The organism is Candidatus Dormiibacterota bacterium, from assembly GCA_036495095.1.
GTDB lineage: Bacteria > Chloroflexota > Dormibacteria > Aeolococcales > Aeolococcaceae > CF-96.
Map to the genome: position 1 here is coordinate 1 of DASXNK010000097.1, position 17,695 is coordinate 17,695.

Consider the following 17,695-nt stretch of genomic DNA (forward strand, 5'->3'; position numbering starts at 1 on the left):
ACCGAGTCGAACACCGGCCGGAGCTCCGCGTACACCGCGCTCGCCGCGGGGTCGGGGCGTCGCACCTCGGCGACCTCGACCCCGTCGCCGGCGGCATCGAGGCCGCCGATCCGGCCCAGCGCCATCAGCCCCAGCAGTGCCGCGCCGCGGCTCGACCCCTCCGTGCCGGCGGGGAACTCCACCTCGACGCCGAGCGCGTCGGTGAGCATCTGCCGCCACAGCGGGCTGCGCGCGAACCCCCCGGTGGCACGCACCCGGCGCACCTCGGCGCCGGCGGCGTGGACGCTGTCGAGCACCACCGCCATCTGCAGGCACACCCCCTCGAGCGCGGCCCGCACCATGTGCTCGCGGCGGTGGGCGTGGGTGAGCCCGAGGTAGGCGCCGCGCGCCCAGGCGTCCCAGTGGGGGGCGCGCTCGCCGTAGAGGTGGGGGAGCATGAGCAGGCCGCCGCTGCCCGCCGGGGCCTGGGCGGCGAGCGCGAGCAGGGCGTTCTCGGCGTGCTCGCCGAGGTCGGGCGCGAGCGCCTCGGCGAGCCAGCCCAGCACCACCCCGCCGTTGTTGATGGCGCCGCCCGAGACCCAGCGCTCGCCGGTCAGCACGTAGCAGAAGAGGCGCCCGGCCTCGTCGATGTGCGGCTGCTCGACCGCGACCCGCACCGCCCCGCTGGTGCCGATCGAGCAGGCGGCCAACCCCGGGCGCACCGCACCCACCCCGAGGTTGGCGAGCGGACCGTCGCCGGCGCCCACCACCACCGGCGTGCCGGGGTCCAGCCCGATCGCCGCGGCGAAGCGGGGGCGCAGCCCGGCGAGCACGGTGGTGGTCGGCACCGGCAGGGGCAGCCGCGCGGCGTCGATCCCCGCCAGCGCCAGCGCCTGGGGATCCCAGTCGAGGGTCTCGAGCCCGAACATGCCCATCCCCGACGCGATCGAGTGGTCGACCACCCGCTCGCCGGTGACCTGCTCGACGACGTGCTCCTTGATCCCCATCCAGCAGCGGGCGGCCTCGAACACGTCGGGGGCGTGCTCGCGGAACCAGAGCAGCTTGACCAGCGGTGACATCGGGTGGACGGGGGTGCCGGTGCGGCGGTGCAGGGCCCGGCCCCGAGGGGTGGCGCGGAGCCGCTCCGCCTCCTCGGCGGCGCGCTCGTCGGCCCAGGTGACCGAGGGGGTGAGCGGCCGTCCGGCGGCGTCGACGGCGAGCAGGCTGTGCATCGCCGAGCTGAGGCAGACGCCGGCGACCGGCGCGCCCCGCTCGCGGAGCGCCGCCACCACCTCCGCGAGGCTGCGGGTGACCGCCTCGACGATCGCCGTGGGCGCCTGCACCGCCTCGCCGGGGTTCGGCTCCTCGAGCGGGTAGCCCGCGGAGGCGACCGCGTGCACCGTCCCCCCGGGGTCGACGGCGGTGACCTTGGTGGCGGTGGTGCCGATGTCGACGCCGAGGACGACCTCGTCCGCGCCGCGCTCCGGGGGCACCCGGTCAGACCACGGTGTTGAGGGCGAGCACGCAGACCAGGCCCACCACCGAGATCAGCGTCTCCATCGCCGACCAGGTCGTGAACGTGTCGCGGACACTCATGCCGAAGTACTGGTTGATGAGCCAGAAGCCGGCGTCGTTCACGTGCGAGAGGAAGAGCGACCCGGTGCCGATCGCGAGCGCCACCAGGGCCCGGTTGGCGGTGGGGCTGGCGGCGACCACGGGGGAGATGATCCCCGCCGCGGTCACCGTCGCCACCGTCGCCGAGCCGGTGGCGAGGCGGATGAGCACCGCCACCAGCCACGCGAGCAGCAGCAGCGAGAGGCTGGTGTGCTGGGCCGCGGTGGCGAGCGCCCCGCCGATGCCGCTGTCGATGAGCACCTGCTTGAAGCCGCCGCCGGCGCCGATGATCAGCAGGATCGACGCCGCCGGGGCGAGGCTGTCGCCGAGCAGAGTGCGGAGCGTGCGGCGCTCGACCCCGCGGGCGACGCCGAAGGTGTACAGGGCGACGAGCACGGCGATGAGCAGCGCGACGATCGGCTCGCCGACGAAGTCGCACCACCGCCGGGTGGGGTCCCTGGCGCCGAGGCGGAGGTCGGCGACGGTGCGCAGCAGCATCAGCGCCACCGGGAGCAGGATCGTGAACAGCGTGACCGCGAACCCGGGCGGATTCTCGACCCGGGTCTCGCGGGTCACCTGCTCGACCAGCAGCTTCGGCGGCCGCGCCACCGCCCAGCGTGAGGCCAGCAGGGCGAAGAGGGGTCCGGAGATCAGCACCGTGGGGAGGGCGACGATCAGCCCGTAGAGCAGGGTGGTGCCCAGGCTCGCCCTGAGCGCGGCGATGGCGATGAGCGGGCCCGGGTGCGGGGGCACCAGGCCGTGGAGCACCGACAGCCCGGCGAGCGCGGGGAGGCCGACGAGGAGGTACGTGTCGCGGCCGCCGGGATCGGGGCCCGCCGCCTCGAGGCGCCGCGCCACCGTGAAGATCACCGGGATGAGCAGCACCACGCCGATCTCGAAGAAGAGCGGGATGCCGATGATCATCGCGATCAGCGCCATCGTCCAGGGCGCCAGCCGCCGGCCGCTGCGGTCGACCAGAACCTCGGCGATGCGGTCGGCCCCGCCGCTGTCGGCGAGCAGCCTGCCGAGCATGGTCCCCAGCGCCAGCACCACCCCGACGTTGCCGAGCACCGCGCCGACGCCGCTCTCGAAGGAGGCCGCGACCGCATTCGGCGCCTCGCCCGCGGCCAGGCCCATCAGCAGCGAGCCGATCATCAGCGCGGGGAAGGCGTGGAGGCCGGCGCGCACCACCAGCAGCACCACCAGTGCCACCGCCGCCGCGGCGCAGAGGACGAGCCGGGTGTCGTGCGCCGTCCAGGCGGCCGCCGCCGCCACCAGGGTCATGCTCTGGCCTCCTCACCCCGGGCCATCACCCTCAGTCTGACCCAGCCGCTCCCCGGAGCGCACGGAGCGGACCGGTCACAGAGCTTAAGCACCTCTTGAACACGTGGTCGTCGCCGCCCCCCGGATCGCGTGCTCTACTGGGGCGGTGCTGTGGACGGCGTCCGGCGCGCGAGCGAGCGTACCGGCGCTGCCGACCCCGGCCCTGCTCCGCCGCGCCGCCCGCTCGCCACTGCTGCGGGTCGCGGGCACGGTCGCCGGCATCGTGCTCCTCGCCCGGTGCGTCGACCTGCGCAGCGCCGCGATCACCCTCCGCGGCGCCGACCGCGGATGGCTCGCCGCCGGGGTGGCGCTCGCCGCCGCCGCCTTCCTCACCGCCATCCTCGAGTGGGGCGTCTGGCTGCGCGCCGCGAGCCGGCGGGTCACCTGGGGCATGGTGTCGTCCTGGCAGGCGCAGTCGGTCTTCCTCAGCTCGCTGCTGCCCACCGGCGCCGGCGGCGACGCCCTGCGCGCCGTGGAGGCGGTGCGCGCGACCGGCTGCGGCCGTGGCATCGCGTCGCTGGTCGGCAGCCGGCTGGCGGGGGCGACGGGCATGGCCGCCTGGGGCGTGGCCGGCGCCCTGGCGCTGTCCGGCGGCGGCGTCGGAGTGGCCGCGCTGGTCGCCGCCGTGGCCTGGGCGGGGCTGCTCGCCGCCGCCTGGTCGGCCGCCCTCTGCGCGGCGCCGGCGATCCGGCGGCTGGGCGGGCACCGGCGCCGCGCGGTGCGCCGCGCCGCCGGGCTGCTGCACCCGCTCACCGAGGCGCTGGCCTGGTACCGCGGCCGCCGCGGGGTGGTCGGCGCCTCGGTCGCCGCGGGTGCGGTGGGCTGGGGCCTGCACCTGCTCAGCCTCGCCGCCCTGGGCCGCGCCGTCGGCATCGACGTCTCGCCGGCGGTGTTCGCGCTGCTGGTCCCGGTGGCGCTGCTGGCGACCCTCCTGCCCGTCACCGTCAACGGCATGGGGGTGCGCGAGGGGGTGCTGGTGGCGCTGCTCGCCCGCTACGGTGTCGACGCCCACCGCGCCGCGGTGCTCGCCGTGCTCGCCGACCTCCAGGCCCTTCCCGTCGCCCTGCTCGGTGCCGCGCTCTGGTTCGCCCGCCGTTCCTGACTCGAGTTCACGGCTCCCAAACGGCCGGGAGACCGCTGCTATCCTTCGGGTCTCGCATGATCCGTCAGGCCGGCAGGTTGGGGATACGAGGTGGCGCGATGAACACGGCGATCGAGGAGCGGATCCGGAGCCGCGCATACGAGCTCTGGGAGGCGGAGGGCCGGCCCGAGGGTCGCGAGGTCGACCACTGGCTGCGGGCCGCGCAGGAGGTGTCCGGCGAGGTCAACGGCGAGGCGTCCGCGGGGGGCGCGCCGGTCGCACGGCGCCCGCGCACCCGCACCGCGAGCGGCTCGACGAGCACGGCGACGCGCACGCCCGCCGCCACCGCCACCCGCAGCCGCGCGTCGAAGGGGACGGCACCGGTCTCCTGACGTTGACGCCGGCGTCGCCCCTCGCCCCGATGCGGCGCCCGGGGGGCATCAGCCCCGGGTCAGGCTGCGCCGGAGGCTCACCCCGGTGATCACCACCACCACCAGCGGCAGCAGCCACCACGCGGTGAGATGGGCCCGGAGGAGCAGCCAGGTGCCGACGAACCCGGCCGCCACCGCCGCCGCCACCGTCCAGTCGTCGCCGATCACGAAGCCGTACCAGAAGCGGACGAAGCCGCGGAGCGCGCCGATCACGAGCGTCGCATCGCCGGCAGCTGCGCCTGCTCGTGCTCCCGCGCCGCCGACCGTGCGAGCCGGCGCAGCGCGAGCGTGTACGCCGCCGCCATCGTCGAGTAGAGCAGCAGCAGCCAGAGGATGGCGGCGTCGCTGCCCGGCCACTCCACCCCCAGGCCCTCGGCGCCCCAGAAGGTGCCGAAGCTGGTGAGCAGCAGCCCGACCGCGAGCTGGAGCACGCTGCGGGGGATCCGCCGGACCCAGGCCTGCGAGGCGGCGGCGACGGCGCCGACCAGGACCACCGCGGAGACCGCACCGGCGATCGCGGGGGTGAAGTCGTTGGCGGTGGCGCCGAAGGTGACGGCGATGAAGGCCACCTCCAGCCCCTCGAGGAGCACGCCCTTGAAGGAGAGGACGAAGGCGGTCCAGTCGAGCTGCCCGGGCACCGGCGGCGGCTCGTCCTCGAGGTGCACGCCCCCGGCGTAGCCGGCGAGGCCGTTGGCGCTGACCCGCCGGATCCCCTTGCGCAGCCACTGCAGGCCGAACACCAGGAGGAGGCCGCCGACCACCAGGCGGAGCGAGGAGATCGGTACCACGGTGAGGGCGCGGCCGAGCGCCGCGACCACCACGGCCAGCACCGCGGCGCCACCGGCGGCGCCGAGCAGGCTCGAGCGCCAGCCGCGCGCCGCGCCGACCCCGATGACGATCACCGCCATCTCGATCGCCTCGACCACCGAGGCGAGGAATGCGGGGGCGAAGACCGCGCCGGGATTCACCATCCCGTCAGCGTACGTCGCCGGGCGCCGCCGGCGTCGTCCGGTACACCCCGTCTATCGTGGACCGACATGAGCACGGTCGCCGAGCGCACCCGCGAGCAGGTCGACGCCTACACCGAGGAGGCATCCGACGAGCGTCCGATCGCGGGCTACACCGCGGTCGGCGCCGCCTACCTGACCGCGGTGGGCGCGGCGGCGCTGGTCACCCGCCGCCGCGGCTGCCGGCTGCCGGAGCGGATCGACCCCGCCGACGTCGTGCTCATCGGCGTGGCCACGCACAAGCTCAGCAGGATCCTCAGCAAGGCGGGGGTGACCAGCCCGCTGCGGGTGCCGTTCACCCGTTTCCGGGGACGCTCCGGTCCGGCCGAGCTGCGCGAGGACGTGCGCGGCACCGGCGTGCGGCGGGCGGTCGCCGAGCTCGCCACCTGTCCCTTCTGCCTCGGCCAGTGGGTGGCCACCGGCTTCGCCATCGGGCTGGTGAACGCGCCTCGCGCGACCCGGCTGGTGGCCTCGGTCTTCGCGGCGCTGACCGTCTCCGACTTCCTCCACCTCGGCTACGCCACCTGCGAGCGGATCGCGGAGTGAGCCGGGCCGGCTGAGCCTCAGACCGCCTGGGCGCTGCTGCTGCGCAGGCGGGTCATTGCCGCGCCGGTGTGCAGCCTGCCCTGCAGCAGCGCCGGCACGCCGCCGTCGACGGCCTCCAGCCAGCTCCGCGCGACGTCGCGTCCCAGCGCGATGTGCGCGCCGGCGGCGGCGAAGTCGAGCACCCAGCCCAGGGCGCTCACCTCGACGATGTCGAGCCGCACCCCGGCGGCGGCGGCGGCGGCGACGGCGTGGCGGCGCTGGTGGATCTTGGTGACCAGGTTGGCCCGGCCGAGCATCGCGGTCAGCCGGTCGGGGGCGCCGGAGAGGGCACCGACGCTGGCGTCGAGGAGGACGATCGACCGCGCCCCGCGGCGCAGCGCCTCGACGATGCCGAAGTTGTCGACGAAGCCGGCGTCGGCGAGCATCCGGTCGCCGATGCGCACCGGGGGCAGCACCGTGGGAATCGCCGAGGCGGCGAGCACGGCCTCGGAGAGCGAGCCGGAGTCGAGGTACTCGAGCTCGGCGGTGATCAGGTCGACGGCGGCCACCGCCAGGGGCATGCGCAGGTCGTCGAAGCTCCTGCCTCCGAAGCTCTGGTCGATGATGCGGCGCATGTGGCTGTCGGAGAAGGCGGCGACGCGCCTGCGCGCCAGCGCGCCCACGTAGCCGCGCACCACCCCGCGGAGCAGCGAGCGCACCGACGGGTCGACCCAGAGTTGGAGCAGCGCCCTGCCCCCCTCGCCGTCGGGATGCCCGGCCAGCCAGGCGCCGTTCCAGGCGCCCACCGAGGTGCCGATGATGAGGTCGGGCCGGAAGCCGGCCTCGAAGAGCTCGGCGGCCGCGCCCGCCTGTGCCGCCCCGTTGGCGCCCCCGCCGGAGAGGGCCAGCACGAGGGGACGCGCCAGCCGCTCGAAGCGGTCGATCGCCGGCGCGAACGGCATGACTCGACGGTACACCGCCGGACCCGCCCCGACGCGGTGGGTGCGGCACATGGGGCTCGGACCTTGACCGGCTGTTCGGAGATGCTTAACCGGGCGCGACGTCACCCCATTCCCAGCCCGTCCAGCGGGTCACGGCGACGGCGATCACCGGGCCCTCGGGCCGCCGGGCCCGGTACTGCGGGTACCTCCGGGCGAGAAGGTCGAGCGCCGCCTCGCGCTCGTCGTGCTCGTCGGGGTCGAGGATGCGCGCGGTGCCGTCGGCCCGCACCCACCACAGCGCCTCCCAGCGCTCCTCGTAATGGTCGGCGAGCAGGCACACCCTCGGCTCGGCGCTGATGTGGCGCAGCCGGGCGAGGTCGGTGCCGCGCTTGGGCTTGTGGTCGACGGCGGTGACGATCAGATCGCCGACGGTGGCGAAGGTGACCGGCACCAGGTGGGGCCGGCCGTCGCCGCCGGCGGTCGCCAGCCGCGCCACCGGGGCGGCGGCGAAGCGCGATCGGGCCTGTTCGGTGCCGAGGTTCACGGTGCCGGCAGGATGTGGCCGGCGGGGGCACGATTGGCGCCGGGCGGTCCGCTGCGAGTAGCCTTGCCGCGATGGTCAGCTCGCGGGGTCTCAACTGGGTGAGGGCCCTGCTCGTCCCGCTCACGATCCTCTCCTGGCTCGCCCTCCTCATCGTCACCGGATGGCTGCTCAGCCACGTCACCCGGGCGCTGCTGCTGCTGATCCTCGCCGGGCTGCTCGCCTTCGCCGCCAGCCCGATCGTCAACCGGCTGGAGCGGTTCATGCCCCGGGTGCTGGCGGTGAGCGTCACCTTCGTGGGCGGGGCGCTGCTGATGGCGGGCTTCGCCACCGTGGTGGTGGTGGCCGCCGCCGACCAGGTCCAGCAGTTCGTCCACAATCTGCCCTCCTACTCGGACCGCATCCAGTCCCTGCAGCCGCGGGCGCTGAACCTGCTCCACCACTTCGGCATCTCCTCCGCCCAGCTCAACACCTTCCGCGAGAACCTGGTCGCCTACGCCCAGAGCATCGGCAGCGGGGTGGCCACCGGGGCCGTCGGCCTCGCCGCCAGCCTGGCGAACCTGATCATCGAGATGGTGCTGATCCTCATCCTCAGCATCTACCTCACCGCCAACAGTGGCAGGATCGCCGGCTGGCTGCGCGAGCAGGCGCCCGCCGACCAGCGCAGCCACGTCGAGCTGGTCATCTCCACCGTCAACCGGGTGGTCGGCGGCTACGTCCGCGGGACCCTGACGATGGCGCTGTTCATCGGCCTGCTGGTTGGCGTGGGCATGCAGCTGATGGGCGTTCCCTACGCGGTGATGCTCGCCGCCCTCGCGTTCTTCATGGAGTTCATCCCGGTGATCGGGGTGTTCATCTCCGGGGCGGCCTGCGCGGCGGTGGCGGCGACCCAGGGGGTGGGGCTGGCGCTGCTCGTCCTCGGCTATTTCGTGATCGTCCACATCATCGAGGGCGACGTGGTCGGCCCCCGGGTGATGGGCAGGGCGCTCGGTGTCCACCCCGCGGTGGCGCTGCTCGCCCTGGTCGCCGGCGGCGAGGTGCTGGGGCTGTGGGGAGCGCTCTTCGGGGCGCCGATCGCCGGCCTGCTGCAGTCGTTCGCCGCCGCCCTCTGGCGGGAGATCCGCGGCACCCGGATCGAGACCGCGACCGCCTCCGAGCCGATCATCCTCGCCGACGACGTCGCCACCGCCGCGTCCGGTCCGCGCCACCGGCCGGTGGAGGGGAAGTAACCGGGGCTCAGCCCTGCTGCTGCTGCTGCTGCTGCCAGTGGAGGGCGGCGCCGCGCTCGGCGGTCCGCGCCGCCGGCTCGCTCATCCGGGTCACCCGGACGGAGACCTCGGGGGGCGCGGCCTGGGCGGTGCCGTAGAAGACGCCGCGGTGGGGGGCGACGTCGCCGTAGTCGCGGCCCACCGCCAGGCGGAGGTGGTGGGGGCCGGTGGGCCGGCCGTGGGTGGGGTCGAGCCCCAGCCAGGTGCCGTCGGCGCCGCAGACCTCCGCCCACGCATGGGAGGCGCCGGTGGTCGTCTGCTGCTCGCCGGTGGGCCCGAGGTACCCGCTCACGTAGCGGGCCGGCCAGCCGGCGTGCCGGGCCAGCGCGAGGAAGAGGTGGGTGAAGTCCTGGCAGACCCCGGCGCCGCCCTCGAGCAGGTCGTCGATGCTGCTGTCCACGGTGGTGGCGCCGGCGCTGTAGGTGAACTCCCTGGGGATCCGGGTCGCGAGCTCGACCAGGGCGTCGAAGGAGCGGTCGTCGCGGATCCATTCCCGGCGGAGGGCCGCGGTGGTGGTGTCGAGCGGCACCCGCGGGCTGGCGAGGGCGAACTCCAGCCGGGCGTCGCGCTCGAGCTGCTCGGGGTCCCAGCGGCGCACCGTCGAGCGGCGCCGCTGCGGGGTGCTCTCGACCACCGTCTCGACCGCCAGCCCGAGGATGTCGTGAGCGTCGCCGACGTCGATGCGGTGCACGGTGTTGCCGAAGAAGTCGACCCGCGATCGCGGGACGGCGGGCGGAGAGGTGATCAGCGCGAAGGTGAGCGTGCGCTGGCCGCCCCGGTCGCGGGGCCGCATCCTCACCTCGTTGTACGAGGGCGCGACCCGCCCGCTGTAGCGGAGCACCGTGTGATGGGACACGGCGAAGGTCAGCGCTGGAGGACCCATGTGTCCTTGCTCCCCCCGCCCTGCGAGGAGTTCACCACCAGCGTCTCGGTGTCGCGTGCCACCCGGGTGAGGCCGCCCGGGACCACCCAGGGCCGCTCGTCGAGGAGCACGAAGGGCCGCAGGTCGACGGCACGGGCCTCGAGGCCGCCGTTGGGCGCGAGGCAGAGGGCGCGGGAGAGCTGCACCTCCTCCTGTGCCAGCCAGGCGCGGGGATGGGACTCGAGCTGGGCCGCGGTGGCCTCGCGCTCGGCGGCGCTCATCAGCTTCCCGAACCCGATGCCGTAGCCGCCGCTGGCGTCCACCGGCTTGATCACCATCCGCTCGAGGTTGGCGACGACGTGGCGGCGCTGGCGATCGTCGGAGACGTCGTAGGTGGGGACGTTGTCGATCAGCGGCTCCTCGCCGAGGTAGTACCGGACCATGTCGGGGACGTACGGGTAGATCGCCTTGTCGTCGGCGACGCCGCTGCCCGGCGAGTTGGCGATGGCGACGTTGCCGCGGCGCCAGGCCTCGATGAGGCCTGGAGGGCCGAGCAGCGACTCCGGCCGGAAGAGCAGCGGGTCGAGCCAGTCGGCGTTGACCCGCGAGTAGACGACGTCGACCCGCTGGAGCGCGCCGTCGTGGCGGCAGTACACCTCGTCCTCGTGGACCACCAGGTCGTTGCCGGTGACCAGCATCGCGCCGACCGCCTCGGCGAGCAGGCGGTGCTCGAAGTAGGCGGCGTTGTACGGCCCGGGGGTGAGCACCGCGATGCTCGCCTGCCAGGGTCGGGGGGCGATGCGCTGCAGGCTGCGGCGCAGCCGGCTCGCATAGCTGTCGATGCTGCGCACCCCGGCGGCCGCGATCCAGTCGTGGGCCAGCTCGAGCATCGCCTCCCGCGCCACCAGGGCGTAGGCGATGCCGGAGGGGACGCGGACGTTGTCCTCGAGCACCATGAAGACGCCGTCGATGCGCACCACGTCGATGCCGGCGACGTGGCAGTGGGTGGCCCGTGGCGGCCGCACCCCGACCAGCTCGCGCAGGTAGCCGTTGCTGCTGTAGACGAAGCGCGACGGCACCACGCCCTCGCGCAGTGCCCGCTGGGCGCCGTAGCAGTCGGCGACGAAGGCGTCGAGTGCCATCACCCGCTGGGCCAGCGCCTTCTCCAGCCCCCGCCACTCGGCGGCGGCGAGCACTCGGGGGATCGGGTCGAAGGGGATGATCGGGGCGCCCTCGCCCTCGGTGGTCTCGCCCTGGGGGACGCCGAAGGTGATCCCCCGCGACGCGAACCACGCGATCGCCCGGTCGCGCAGGTCGGTGAGCAGGGCCTCGTCCGCCAGGGTGCCCGCCATGGTGCGGGCGTAGGGGGGACGCGGCCGCCCCGCGCTGGTGACGCACTCGTCCGCCGCGGCGGGGAGCGGAGGCCAGGTAGGGCCGGGGGCGGGACCGGACATGGAACTGGCCACGGAGCTGGAAACGGCGATCACCATTCCACCGTACCCCGGGGCATGGGCCCGGGGTACGGGCGCGGTGCACCAGCCTCGCCGGGTCGGGGTTGGGCGCGGCCCGCCGCGGCCGGCGTCCCCCGTTGCCGCGATCGCGATTCAGGACGGGCAGACGAGCGCGGCCGGGGCGGGGCGGCACATTCCGACCAATCCCCCCGCGGTGCGGGGGCCGCTCACAGCACCGCCCGCCGCCGTTCTGTGCAGTCCGTGGGTACACCCGCGCCGCCGCCCTGCGCGATCGTGACCGGTATCCGACCGCCGGCCCCTGAGAGGAGGGTGTGAGAACCCGTGACCCACTCCGAGACCACCGAGCGCAGGCGGTGGCGCCGCCTGCCACTGCTCGCCGCCGCCGTCGCCGTCCCCGCCGCGCTGGCGATCGCGCCCGGGTCCGCCCTCGCCGCCGGCTCGTCCGTGGCGCTGACCCGGGTCAGCCCCTGCACCACCGCGAGCTGCCTCGCCTTCCTGCCCGCGGATGTCAGCGTCACCACCGGGGGCACGGTCACCTGGGTCGACCCCTCCGTGACCCTCTGCACCCTGCGCCCCACCGGCTCGCCCGACCCCGCCTTCCGCGGCGGCGGCCTCCCCGGCTACTCCTACACGTTCACGGTGCCGGGGACCTACGCGTACCGGTGCGCCGAGCATCCCGATGTCCGCGCCACCCTCACCGTGGTGAGGGCGGCGGCGGCCGCTCCGGTGGCGCCGGGCGCGACCAAGGCGGTGTCGACCAAGGTGCCCGCCACCGCCGCCGACCCCTTCGCGGTGGTGCCGGTGGTGACCACCCACACTCCCGGATGGGTCCCGATCGCCCTGTCGGTGGGGGGCATCCTGCTCGCGGTGGCGATCTCGCAGATCGGCGCGCGCCTCGACCCGGGGGCGAAGCGGTAGGGCGTCACCGACTCGAAAGGTCGGCGCGGGCAGACTGCGAGGGTTCACGTCGGTCATCTCCGGAGATCAGCTCATGGGGCGATTCCGCAGCCGCCCGCACCTTCCGCGCACCCGACGGGGCTGGCTGCTGTCCAGCCTCGCCGCCCTGGTGGCGGCGGTCGGCATCGCCTACGGCGCCTTCGCCATCCTCGCCGGAGGGAGCAGCCCGGCCGCGCTGAGCCTCAACTCCAGCACCAGCGGGAGCCAGAGCCCCGCCCCTCCCGCGATCGGGCACATCGCCGGGAGCTGGACGGTCGGCCCCGGCTCGGTCGCCGGCTACCGGGTCCACGAGAAGCTGGCGGTGCTCCCCGCGCCCAGCGACGCCGTGGGCCGCACCTCGAACATCACCGGTCAGGCCACGGTCACCCAGACCGGCACCACCCACACCGTCACCGCCGCCAGCTTCACGGTGCAGGTGAACACCCTGGCCAGCGACCGCGCGATGCGCGACCAGCGGGTCCACACCCTCGGCCTCCAGACCGACACCTATCCGACCGCAGCCTTCCAGCTCGCCCAGCCGGTCACCCTGCCTGCCGACGCCGGCAGCGGCGCGGTGGTGAAGGTGACCGCCACCGGCCCCCTGACAATGCACGGGGTGACCAGGACGGTGTCGATCCCGCTGAGCGTCCGGCTCTCCGGCTCGACCTTCGAGGTGGTCGGCGCCATCTCCTTCCCCTGGTCCGAGTTCGGGATGAGCGCCCCCAACTTCGGCAACTTCGTCACCGTCGCCGACACCGCGACCATGGAGATGGATCTGAAGTTCACCAGGGCCGCCTGACGATCGGCTGACCTGCGGCCGGTGGGAGTGGCCCGAACACGAGGCGAGCGCGGCGACAGCGATGTCACCGCGCTCGCGTGGCGCCGTCCCGATCGGTCACCCCGGACCGGCGCCCCTGGGGAGGGGACGAGCGCAGCGAACCGCGCTCGCCCCATCCGCGTCCTGACGAGATCAGTCGCCGGTCGTCGACGAGGCCTTGCCACCCTTGGCGCTGGCCTTGCCACCGGAGCCGCCGGCGCCACCCTTGGCGGTGCCGCCCTTGCCGCCGGCGCCCGCATCGCCCGCGTTGGCGCAGGACGCGTTGCCGGTGCTGCCGCTGTCCGACGCACCCCTGCTACCGCTGATGCTCGAGCCGGTCGACTTCTGGTTCTGGTTCGGCTTGCTGCCGTTGCTGAGAACCGGGACGAACAGGTTGCCGAGCAGGTTGGTGCCGTTCAGCAGCTGGGTCTGTCCACCGAGGATGTTGTTGAGGTCGTTGCTGGCGATGCCGCTCAGCACGCCGCAGGCGATCCCGTTGCCACCGGTGCTGTCGCCGCCGGTGCCGCCGTTCGCCGACGCCCTGCCGCCACTACCACCCTTGGACGACGCGTGTGCGCTGCCACCGTGCGCCTTGCTCGCATGGGTGGTGAGCGTCATGGCCGAGCCACCCATTACTGCGGCAGCCGCCATGGCAGCGATGCCCATCATGCGCATGAGAAGTTCCCCCTCCTGTTGAGCCACCTTGTGACCCTTACGGTGGTTCCCTACGATCGGCGAGGGTCAGGGCTTGCACTCCCGGCCGAAATCGGTCGGTGCGGATCGTCCACAATCGGGCCTCGTGCCCCAGTCGCCGCTCGCCGTCATCGACATCGGGTCCAACTCCGGCCGCGTCGCGGTCCTCTCGCTGACCCAGGACGGCCACCTGGAGATGCTCTCGGACGGGCGCACCTCCCTGCACCTGATCGACGACGTCGCCGCCCGGGGGCGGCTCTCGCCGGAGGCGATCGACCGGGTGGTGCGGGCGGTGCACGACTTCCTCTGCATCGCCGTCACCGCCGGCGCCGAGCGCACCGTCGCGGTGGCCACCGCGGCGGTCCGCGAGGCGGCCAACGGCGCCGAGCTCGCCGAACGTCTCCTCGAGGAGACCGGGGTCACCCTGGAGATCATCGAGGGCACCGAGGAGGCCCACTACGCGCTGGTGGGGGCGGTGCACGGCCTCGCCGTCGAGGACGGGATGCTCGTCGACATCGGGGGCGGCAGCCTCGAGATCTCCCGCTTCCGCGGCCGCGAGGCGGTGTCGACCTGGAGCCTGCCGCTGGGCGCGGGCCGTCTCACCGCCGGCTTCCTCACCACCGACCCGCCCCGCACCGCCGAGATCCGCGCCCTCCGTGACCACGTGGAGGCGATGCTGCAGGAGGTGGTGGTGCCGATCCTCGAGCCCACCGAGCAGCTGGTCGGCACCGGCGGCACCATCCGCAACCTGGCCAAGATCCACCGCGCCCGGATCACCTACCCGATCCCGCGGATGCACGGCTACGTGCTCGATCGCGACCACCTCCGGGAGGTGGTCGACCAGCTCGTGATGGTGCCGCTGGCCCGCCGCGACGCCATCCCCGGGCTCAGCCGCGACCGCGCCGACACCGTCACCGGCGGCGGCCTGGCGGTGCTCACGGTGATGGACTGGATCCAGGCGCGCAGCCTCGTGGTCTCGGGGCAGGGGCTGCGCGAGGGCGTGGCCCTGGAGCACACCGGGCGGCTGCCCTCCGCCGCCGCCGCCCGGCGCGCCTCGGTGGCGGCGCTGGTGGCCCGCTTCACCACCTGGGAGGAGCAGCGCGCCAGCCGGCGGCGGCGGATCGCCGCCACCCTGCTCGACGCGCTGATGCCCCACGTCGACGACGACCTGCGCGACACCCTCGACCACGCCGCCCTCATCCTCGACGTCGGCCGCTCGGTCGACTACTACCAGCGCTGGGAGCACGCCGCCGCGATCGTGGTCGCCGCCGACCTGCGCGGCTTCACCCACCGGCGCATCGCCCTGCTGGCGAGCACCATCGCCGGCGCCGGGGCCGGCCGGCCCAACGTCCGCGGCTACGCGCCGGTGCTCTCGGCCGCCGACCGGCGGCCGGTCGAGCAGCTCTCCGTCATCCTCGCCCTCGCCGACCAGATCGAGCGCCGCTCCGGCGACTCCGACGGGGTGCCCCAGGTGCGCCAGCACGACCGCCGCCGGGCGGTGGCGATCCGGCTCGCCGGCTGCGCCGTCTGGCAGTCGACCGAGCTGGCCCGCCGCTTCAGGCGCGCCTTCGGTCGCGACCTCAGCGTCGACGCGGTGCCGGTGGGCGACCGGGGGTGACCGGCCGGGGGCTGCGGGCGGTGGCGGCGACTCTCGCCCTCGCCCTGCTCGGCGGCTGCGGCGGCGCGGGCACGCCGGCGCAGCCGGACACCGGCCCCGACGACCCCGCCAATCGGGGCGGCACCCTCACCCTCGGCGTCACCCAGGAGCCCACCTCCTTCCTCGCCGCCGGGGTCACCGACTCGATGAGCTTCTCCTTCGCGGTGGACGCGCCGGTGGTGGAGGGGCTGCTCTGGTACCGGTCGAAGGACGAGACCTCGGGCGCGCGGACCCTCGCCGACTTCTGGCGGCCCGACCTCGCCACCGAGGTGCCCACCGTCGAGAACGGCGACGTCCGGACCGCGGGCTGCCGGCCGGTGACCTACCAGGGCGCGTCGACGGTGCCGCCGATGTGCGTCACCTGGAGGCTGCGCGGCGGGGTGCTCTGGCACGACGGCAGCACCTTCTCGGCCCACGACGTCTGCGCGACGATGCAGCTCTACTGGCTGCGCTACGGCGTCCACAATCCCACCGCGGTCGGCGGCACCAGCGGCTACGACCGGCTGGTGGGCTGCACCGAGGACGGCCCGCTCCAGGCGACGCTGAGCTTCCGCAGCCCCTACGGCGCCTACCTGTCGCTGGGCTCGGGGACGTACGGCATCCTCCCCGCGCGCCAGCTGGAGAACGCCTTCGCGCAGAACCGCGACCTCGAGCGCACCCCGCAGACCGTCGACCTCAGCCGCGGCACCGGCAATGCCAGCGCCTATCGCGGCACCGACACCCTCGACAGGATCATCGTCGGCACCGGGCCCTTCGTGCTCGAGCGCTACGACCCCGCCCACGAGATCGTGCTGGTGCGCAACCACCGCTACTGGGACGCCAAGCGCCAGCCCCACATCGACCGCCTGATCTTCAAGGTGGTGTCGGACGTCCACTCCCAGCTCGACCAGGTGCGGGCCGGTGAGATCGACGTCGGCCTCGACTTCCGGCTCGCCTTCCTCTCCGAGCTCGAGGGTCTGGCCCGCTCCGGGCGGGTGCGCCTGCTCACCATCCCCGAGGCGGGCGCCGAGAAGATCGACCTCAACCTCTGCGACGCCGACGCCGGCCGCTGCGGCCCCCAGGCGATGCCGAGCCCGTTCACCGCCGACGTGCGGGTGCGCCACGCCCTGCTCACCGGGATCGATCGCGAGCTGATCGTGCGGACCATCGCCCGCGGCCAGACCGTGATCCCGCCGGACTCGTGGATCTCGCTCGGCTCCGGCTTCATCCGCGATCCCAGGGTGCCCACCACCCGGTACGACCCCGCCGCCGCGGTGCGGATGCTCGAGGACGCCGGCTACCGGCTCAGCCCCAGCTGCCACGGCGGCCGCGGCCGCGCCGACGCCTCCGGCCGGTGCATGGATCTCAGGCTGGTCACCACCTCGGGCAACGCCGCCCGCGACCAGACCCAGATCGCCGTCCAGGCCGACCTCGAGCGGCTGGGGATCTTCACCGAGCTGAGCACGGTCAAGGCGGCGCGGCTGGTCGGCGGCTTCGCCGACGGCGGGCTGCTCAACACCCACGCCTACCAGATGGCGATGTACACGATCGTCGGCGCCGCCGATCCCGACACCTGGTACGGCGCCTACCACGGCAACTGCGGGGGAGCCTGCCCCGCCGACGACCAGATCCCCTCGCCGACCAACCAGGGGGCCGGGGGCGACGTCACCGGTGAGAACAACCCCGAGGTCGATCGTGCCTTCGAGGAGGGGCGCGCCGCGGTGTCGCTCGCCGAGCGCGGCCGCGCCTACATGCGCGCCGAGGAGCTGCTCGCCGCCGACCTCCCCGAGCTCCCGCTCTATCAGCAGGTGAGCGTGATGAGCCTCAGCAGCCGGCTGCTGGGGGTGCGCCGCAACGACAACGCCTGGACCTTCAACAGCGCCGAGTGGTACTGCGCGGGCGGCCGCTGCCAATCCTGATGCCACGCTGACCCATGATCGCGCCGGCAGTTCACCCGCGGGTGAGTTCTGGTCAGGCGCGTCCCCGACCCATGGTCAGGTACCAGACGCCGCCGACGAGGGCGATCAGGACGATCACGTACACGATGATGTGCTTGGTGCCGAGGAGGGCGGATGCGAGCATGGTGCCGGCGAGCTCGGATGCGATCATGCGCAGCAGTCTAACTCGGCCGGCAGGGGCCCGGAGGACACCGGGGACGGTTCGTGGCGCACGGGACCGGCGATCTCCACGGCCACGGGACGCACCCGACGACCTCACGGCGGATTCAGGCGGGTCTCCTCGAGGAGGGAGGGCAGCCATCGACCAGCCCTGACGCGATGGAGCTTGGCAGCCCAGGCCCTCGGTCCCGTCAAGGGCACGCCGCTTCGCGGTGGCCTGCGGCCACCCCTGACGGGCGGGCACTGGGCCGCCCTGACAGCCCCATCGGGCCGGACGACGGCCCCCCACCCAAGGAGACCTCGCCATGCTGAACTGCGCGGAGATCATCGGCCGCCTCACCCGCGACCCGGAGCTGCGCTACACCCCGAGCGGCAAGGCCGTCGCCCAGCTCGGCATCGCCACCAACTCCTTCGCCGGCCAGGACGAAGACGGCCAGGCGCGCGAGTACACC

19 protein-coding genes are annotated in these 17,695 nt (G+C 74.3%); 9 read left to right on the top strand and 10 right to left on the bottom strand.

Annotated elements, in window-relative coordinates; all coding sequences use genetic code 11:
- On the bottom strand, positions 1–1,472 hold a 1,472-nt coding region (locus VGL20_10030), incomplete at its 3' end, for a gluconokinase (protein HEY2704017.1).
- A gap of 4 nt (positions 1,473–1,476) precedes the next feature.
- Complete coding sequence (locus tag VGL20_10035) at positions 1,477–2,877, bottom strand: gluconate:H+ symporter (GenBank protein HEY2704018.1); 1,401 nt, start codon at positions 2,875–2,877, stop codon at positions 1,477–1,479.
- A gap of 103 nt (positions 2,878–2,980) precedes the next feature.
- Between VGL20_10035 and VGL20_10040 the strand changes: the two genes are divergently transcribed.
- Both VGL20_10040 and VGL20_10045 read left to right on the top strand, forming a co-directional pair.
- On the top strand, positions 2,981–4,018 hold the full coding sequence (locus VGL20_10040) for a lysylphosphatidylglycerol synthase transmembrane domain-containing protein (GenBank protein HEY2704019.1): 1,038 nt from the start codon (positions 2,981–2,983) through the stop codon (positions 4,016–4,018).
- Positions 4,019–4,116: 98 nt separating this feature from the next.
- Positions 4,117–4,389, top strand: a complete 273-nt coding sequence (locus VGL20_10045; GenBank protein ID HEY2704020.1) for a DUF2934 domain-containing protein — start codon at positions 4,117–4,119, stop codon at positions 4,387–4,389.
- Between the two features lie 48 nt (positions 4,390–4,437).
- Here VGL20_10045 and VGL20_10050 read toward each other — a convergent pair whose 3' ends face one another.
- The gene (locus tag VGL20_10050; protein ID HEY2704021.1) at positions 4,438–4,641 is read right to left on the bottom strand and encodes a hypothetical protein; all 204 of its coding nucleotides are present in this window, start codon (positions 4,639–4,641) and stop codon (positions 4,438–4,440) included.
- Entirely contained in the window at positions 4,638–5,399 is a 762-nt protein-coding gene (locus VGL20_10055; protein ID HEY2704022.1) for a hypothetical protein, read from the bottom strand. Before VGL20_10055 ends, VGL20_10050 begins: the two co-directional genes overlap by 4 nt.
- A gap of 66 nt (positions 5,400–5,465) precedes the next feature.
- On the opposite strand from VGL20_10055, the gene VGL20_10060 reads away from it, so the two are divergent.
- Complete coding sequence (locus VGL20_10060) at positions 5,466–5,981, top strand: DUF1360 domain-containing protein (protein ID HEY2704023.1); 516 nt, start codon at positions 5,466–5,468, stop codon at positions 5,979–5,981.
- A 17-nt stretch (positions 5,982–5,998) separates the two neighbouring features.
- On the opposite strand, the gene VGL20_10065 is transcribed toward VGL20_10060, so the two are convergent.
- Positions 5,999–6,922, bottom strand: coding sequence for a patatin-like phospholipase family protein (locus tag VGL20_10065; GenBank protein HEY2704024.1), 924 nt, complete (start codon positions 6,920–6,922; stop codon positions 5,999–6,001).
- Between the two features lie 85 nt (positions 6,923–7,007).
- Positions 7,008–7,445: a TIGR03668 family PPOX class F420-dependent oxidoreductase gene (locus VGL20_10070; GenBank protein HEY2704025.1), complete on the bottom strand. Its 438-nt coding sequence runs from the start codon at positions 7,443–7,445 to the stop codon at positions 7,008–7,010.
- A 71-nt stretch (positions 7,446–7,516) separates the two neighbouring features.
- Here VGL20_10070 and VGL20_10075 point away from each other — a divergent pair, with 71 nt between their 5' ends.
- Complete coding sequence (locus tag VGL20_10075) at positions 7,517–8,671, top strand: AI-2E family transporter (protein HEY2704026.1); 1,155 nt, start codon at positions 7,517–7,519, stop codon at positions 8,669–8,671.
- A 7-nt stretch (positions 8,672–8,678) separates the two neighbouring features.
- Here the strand turns inward: VGL20_10075 and VGL20_10080 are convergent, their stop codons facing one another.
- Together VGL20_10080 and VGL20_10085 are read right to left on the bottom strand one after the other, a co-directional pair.
- Positions 8,679–9,593: a transglutaminase family protein gene (locus VGL20_10080; protein HEY2704027.1), complete on the bottom strand. Its 915-nt coding sequence runs from the start codon at positions 9,591–9,593 to the stop codon at positions 8,679–8,681.
- Positions 9,575–10,924 carry a circularly permuted type 2 ATP-grasp protein gene (locus VGL20_10085; GenBank protein HEY2704028.1) on the bottom strand — a complete coding sequence of 450 codons (1,350 nt, stop codon included), beginning with the start codon at positions 10,922–10,924 and terminating at the stop codon, positions 9,575–9,577. The genes VGL20_10080 and VGL20_10085 overlap by 19 nt, the downstream gene beginning before the upstream one ends.
- A 441-nt stretch (positions 10,925–11,365) precedes the next feature.
- Here VGL20_10085 and VGL20_10090 point away from each other — a divergent pair, with 441 nt between their 5' ends.
- Together VGL20_10090 and VGL20_10095 are read left to right on the top strand one after the other, a co-directional pair.
- Complete coding sequence (locus tag VGL20_10090; GenBank protein ID HEY2704029.1) at positions 11,366–11,962, top strand: hypothetical protein; 597 nt, start codon at positions 11,366–11,368, stop codon at positions 11,960–11,962.
- Positions 11,963–12,035: 73 nt separating this feature from the next.
- The gene (locus VGL20_10095; protein HEY2704030.1) at positions 12,036–12,779 is read left to right on the top strand and encodes a YceI family protein; all 744 of its coding nucleotides are present in this window, start codon (positions 12,036–12,038) and stop codon (positions 12,777–12,779) included.
- A gap of 171 nt (positions 12,780–12,950) precedes the next feature.
- Here the strand turns inward: VGL20_10095 and VGL20_10100 are convergent, their stop codons facing one another.
- Complete coding sequence (locus VGL20_10100; protein HEY2704031.1) at positions 12,951–13,415, bottom strand: hypothetical protein; 465 nt, start codon at positions 13,413–13,415, stop codon at positions 12,951–12,953.
- 181 nt (positions 13,416–13,596) lie between these two features.
- On the opposite strand from VGL20_10100, the gene VGL20_10105 reads away from it, so the two are divergent.
- Both VGL20_10105 and VGL20_10110 read left to right on the top strand, forming a co-directional pair.
- Complete coding sequence (locus VGL20_10105) at positions 13,597–15,108, top strand: Ppx/GppA phosphatase family protein (GenBank protein ID HEY2704032.1); 1,512 nt, start codon at positions 13,597–13,599, stop codon at positions 15,106–15,108.
- Entirely contained in the window at positions 15,105–17,045 is a 1,941-nt protein-coding gene (locus VGL20_10110) for a peptide ABC transporter substrate-binding protein (GenBank protein HEY2704033.1), read from the top strand. Before VGL20_10105 ends, VGL20_10110 begins: the two co-directional genes overlap by 4 nt.
- A gap of 52 nt (positions 17,046–17,097) precedes the next feature.
- Here VGL20_10110 and VGL20_10115 read toward each other — a convergent pair whose 3' ends face one another.
- On the bottom strand, positions 17,098–17,235 hold the full coding sequence (locus tag VGL20_10115; protein HEY2704034.1) for a hypothetical protein: 138 nt from the start codon (positions 17,233–17,235) through the stop codon (positions 17,098–17,100).
- Positions 17,236–17,548: 313 nt separating this feature from the next.
- Here VGL20_10115 and VGL20_10120 point away from each other — a divergent pair.
- Positions 17,549–17,695: single-stranded DNA-binding protein (locus tag VGL20_10120; GenBank protein ID HEY2704035.1), on the top strand; the 147-nt coding region annotated here is incomplete at its 3' end.

Excerpts from the sequence above, each read along its gene's own strand:
- VGL20_10095 (HEY2704030.1), top strand. The coding sequence starts at position 12,036 with ATGGGGCGATTCCGCAGCCGCCCGCACCTTCCGCGCACCCGACGGGGC.
- VGL20_10080 (HEY2704027.1), bottom strand. The coding sequence starts at position 9,593 with ATGGGTCCTCCAGCGCTGACCTTCGCCGTGTCCCATCACACGGTGCTC.
- VGL20_10035 (HEY2704018.1), bottom strand. The coding sequence starts at position 2,877 with ATGACCCTGGTGGCGGCGGCGGCCGCCTGGACGGCGCACGACACCCGG.
- VGL20_10045 (HEY2704020.1), top strand. The coding sequence starts at position 4,117 with ATGAACACGGCGATCGAGGAGCGGATCCGGAGCCGCGCATACGAGCTC.
- VGL20_10100 (HEY2704031.1), bottom strand. The coding sequence starts at position 13,415 with ATGACGCTCACCACCCATGCGAGCAAGGCGCACGGTGGCAGCGCACAC.
- VGL20_10085 (HEY2704028.1), bottom strand. The coding sequence starts at position 10,924 with ATGGCGGGCACCCTGGCGGACGAGGCCCTGCTCACCGACCTGCGCGAC.
- VGL20_10115 (HEY2704034.1), bottom strand. The coding sequence starts at position 17,235 with ATGATCGCATCCGAGCTCGCCGGCACCATGCTCGCATCCGCCCTCCTC.
- VGL20_10065 (HEY2704024.1), bottom strand. The coding sequence starts at position 6,922 with ATGCCGTTCGCGCCGGCGATCGACCGCTTCGAGCGGCTGGCGCGTCCC.
- VGL20_10055 (HEY2704022.1), bottom strand. The coding sequence starts at position 5,399 with ATGGTGAATCCCGGCGCGGTCTTCGCCCCCGCATTCCTCGCCTCGGTG.
- VGL20_10075 (HEY2704026.1), top strand. The coding sequence starts at position 7,517 with ATGGTCAGCTCGCGGGGTCTCAACTGGGTGAGGGCCCTGCTCGTCCCG.
- VGL20_10060 (HEY2704023.1), top strand. The coding sequence starts at position 5,466 with ATGAGCACGGTCGCCGAGCGCACCCGCGAGCAGGTCGACGCCTACACC.